Origin of the sequence: Propionigenium maris DSM 9537, from assembly GCF_027925155.1 — a bacterium.
Taxonomy (GTDB): Bacteria; Fusobacteriota; Fusobacteriia; order Fusobacteriales; family Fusobacteriaceae; genus Propionigenium; species Propionigenium maris.
Genome location: NZ_BSDY01000054.1, coordinates 1 through 3574 on the forward strand (window position 1 = coordinate 1; position 3574 = coordinate 3574).

The 3574-nt window shown below is 39.9% G+C and carries 2 protein-coding genes; one reads left to right on the forward strand and one right to left on the reverse strand.

From position 1 onward, the window contains the following. Positions 1-148: 148 nt before the first annotated feature. Complete coding sequence (locus tag QMG11_RS19925; protein ID WP_281838207.1) at positions 149-1402, reverse strand: dicarboxylate/amino acid:cation symporter; 1254 nt, start codon at positions 1400-1402, stop codon at positions 149-151. 652 nt (positions 1403-2054) lie between these two features. Here QMG11_RS19925 and QMG11_RS19930 point away from each other — a divergent pair. After that, positions 2055-3389, forward strand: coding sequence for an MFS transporter (locus QMG11_RS19930; RefSeq protein ID WP_281838208.1), 1335 nt, complete (start codon positions 2055-2057; stop codon positions 3387-3389). Positions 3390-3574 lie beyond the last annotated feature (185 nt).

Genomic DNA, 3574 nt, shown 5'->3' on the forward strand with positions numbered 1-3574 from the left:
TACGGTATTTTGTAATGCTTAAATATATGCATCAGATCTATTTTATACTATATCTGAAGTTTTTTCCAATCCTAAGCCTAAAAAATCTAGGTTTTTAATTCTATACTTTCCTTAACAATAAAAAAAGGTCCCCAGAAGGGGACCCTAATTAAGCCTGACTGTAGGTTGCTTGGCACAGCTCCCCCTCTGATTTTGCCACCAGAAGGGTACATACACCGTCACCTAATATATTTACTACTGTTCTAAACATATCTATTATTCTGTCCACTCCCATAATAAGAGCCACTCCCTCCATAGGTAGTCCCACAGACTGGATAACCATGGAAAGGGTTATCATTCCAACTCCCGGTACTCCCGCTGTTCCCACTGAAGCAAGGATAGCTGTAAACACCACAGTAACCAGCTGACCAAAGGTAAGGTCTATTCCATACACCTGGGCGATAAAGATAACTGCCACTCCCTGCATTATAGCCGTTCCGTCCATATTCACAGTAGCTCCCAGGGGAAGGGTGAAGGAAGCTACACTCTCAGATACACCGCACTTCTTAGCTGAATCCAGACTTACTGGAAGGGTTCCTCCGCTGGAAGATGTGGAGAAGGCCACATTTATCGCCGGGATATAGTTTTTCATGAAGGTTTTAAGACTTAATCTTCCAAATACCTTAAGCATTCCCATATAGGTAATAAGTACATGCATTCCCAGAGCAAAAACCGTTACTCCCACAAACTTCATTAGAGGAAGAAGAGCTTCCGTTCCTGCAGTAGCAAAGGTCCTTGAGATAAGAGAGAACACCCCTATAGGTGCCATACACATTACAAAGGAAACCATCTTCATTACAATGGCATTGAGTCCCTTAGCTACCTTCAGTACCTCATCCGACTCCCCCTTAGTTGCAGCTATGCTGATTCCTGTAAATAAGGCAAAGACTATAATTGGAAGCATCTCTCCCTTGGCAAGGGCCGCCACAGGGTTTCTCGGAACCATATTCAGTATGATATCCACCACTCCCATGCTCTCTCCCACTTTAGGAGTCATAGATACTACCTTGGAAAGATCCAGCCCAACTCCGGGATTAAATATCTTACCCAGGATAAGGGCAAGGGTTACAGCCATACCAGTTGTAACCATATAGATTCCCAGGGTCTTTCCACCCATTCTTCCTATCTTCTTAACATCCCCCACATCTGCTGCTCCGCACACAAGAGATACAAATACCAGAGGTACAACCAGCATCTTTATAGCATTAATAAATATTCCACCTGTAAGCCTTAAAAACCCGTCTATTACATAGGCATCCACTATCTCCCTTCCACCGCCAGAGTAGAGGTTCAGAGCTATACCAAAGGCCACACCGGTACACAGTCCAGTTAAAATTTTCGTTGTCAGATTCATCTTCTTCATCTTTACTTCATCTCCCTATATAAAATAAAAACAGGTACTTAAAATTAGGCTACTTGTAAGTAACTAACCTAATCTTAAATACCTGTCAAAACATCTGCTTTAGCGATAGTTATGTCCAAAACACAAAAACCCTCAAACAAATATATTTCACAGCTCATCAAGAACTGTATAATTTTTTAAAAATTCAGAATACTGGCTCTCACCTAATCCAGCTCGCTCAAATTCCTAAAAAAATAATAGCACTTTATTTAACAAATGTCAACAAATGCTTCACATTTTTCCGCTATATACCGACGTTCTTTTTTGTCTTTAATTCTCTTCAAAACTAGATTTTATCAACATTTAATAATAAACAAATCTGTATTGTACCCCTACGTAATTTTCAAAAAAATAATTTTTTTGAAAAAAAATATTTGCTGTTTAATCCTTCTTAACACCTTGATTTTACTGAATTGTTCTCGTTAAAAAAATAACAAGGCTATACTCTTTAGAAACTTTTTGCTTGACTTTCGTAAAAACTGTTCTATAATTCTATTAAGTTATTGTTGAGAGTATCAAAAAAATAAACAAATATAATAACCCACATAGATTCAGACGTCTGTTAAAAATTTTTCTGTGTGGGCTAAAATAAACTTAACAACAGGAGATAGAGATGGAAGAAAGAAAAAGATTGAAAATTAATACGTGGTTGTTTATTGTTATCTATGCCCTTATGGGTGTCCTTTCAGGAGTTGCTCTGGATGCTATGGTTACATTCCTAGATGCTTCACCTGCTACAAAACAGGTAGCTGCAAGTATGTCTGTTCTCATGGGAGTTGGATTTGTAGGGGGAGCAGGTCTTCTACTCTTCATTCCAAAGGCAGGTTATAAGAAGATCCTCCTTACTGGACCTCTGGCTATTGGAGTAGGGCTTTATATGGTTACTAGTGTGAAAAGTTTATCTATGGTATTTTTCAGTGCTGCCCTTGTTATGATCGGTGTATGCTTCTTTGATGCAATTTTACCCCCCTTCCTTAGCTGCTATACCACTGAGGAGGAGAGACCTAAGGTGTTCTCCACTTCCATCTGGACCAATATCCTGGGAATGGTTGTAGGTACATGGATGGGAGGGCGTCTTATTGCCAAAAGGTTTGCATCTAGATTAAACCTTTCCTTTGGAGAGGCCAGAGACCTTACTGAAAATGTAAGTGGATTTACTCCAGATCAGCTTTCTCAGTATATTGGAGCTCACAAGGATGTTCTTCTCATGTACGTTATTGTAGCTGCCATAGGATTTATTCCTATTCTTATGATAAGAGAGAAGGTAAAGGACTATGCAAGGGAAAATACTTCCTCTGAAAAGAAGGCTAAGATCGACTGGAAAGCTCTTTCAGACAAGTACATAATCTTCTTCCTGTTATTTGTTGCCCTTATCAGAATGGGAGCATGTTTAATAACTCCATACTTCCCTGTATTCCTAAGCAGAATGGGAATCGACAGAGCTACTACATCTACACTGGTTTCCTACCAGTACTTTGCTATGGTGATATTTGTTGCTGTGTCTCCATGGATCGTTAAGAGAATCGGTAGAGTTCTGGCTCTTGGAGGACTTGCCCTTGTTTCTATACCATTCATGATGATCATAGCCAATGGAGCTGCCTTTGGAGCTTACAAGGTTCTTGCTGTAGGAGTAGGACTCTTCCTTAGATCTGGATTTATGAACGCATCTCAGCCAGTACAGCAGAGTCTTCCTATGGAGTTTGTAGGAAAGGAGTTAAGACCTGCATACAGTTCAGTTATCTTTGTAGTTCAGGGAGCCGCTCAGTTTATTGCTGGAGGTCTTGGAATGAAGTTCCTATTCTCAAGACCAGATGGATATACCATTGCATACTATGTAACTGCATCTATATATATAGTAGCTTCTGTAATACTTCTCACAGTATTCTACAAGAAATACAACAGACCACAAGGTGAGGTTCAGGCCCAGCCATCTGAAAGTGTTGCATAATAAAAGCCGGCGTATGCCGGCTTTTTTCTATCCCTGTTTTTTATCTTCCTTGGATACTGCTGTAAATGCTGTAGCTATATTAGCCACAGACTGAAGCTCCGATGGAATGATTATCTTGGTAGCCTTACCATCTGCTACCTTCTCAAAGGCTTCCATAGCCTTAAGAGACAATACTTCCTTACTTG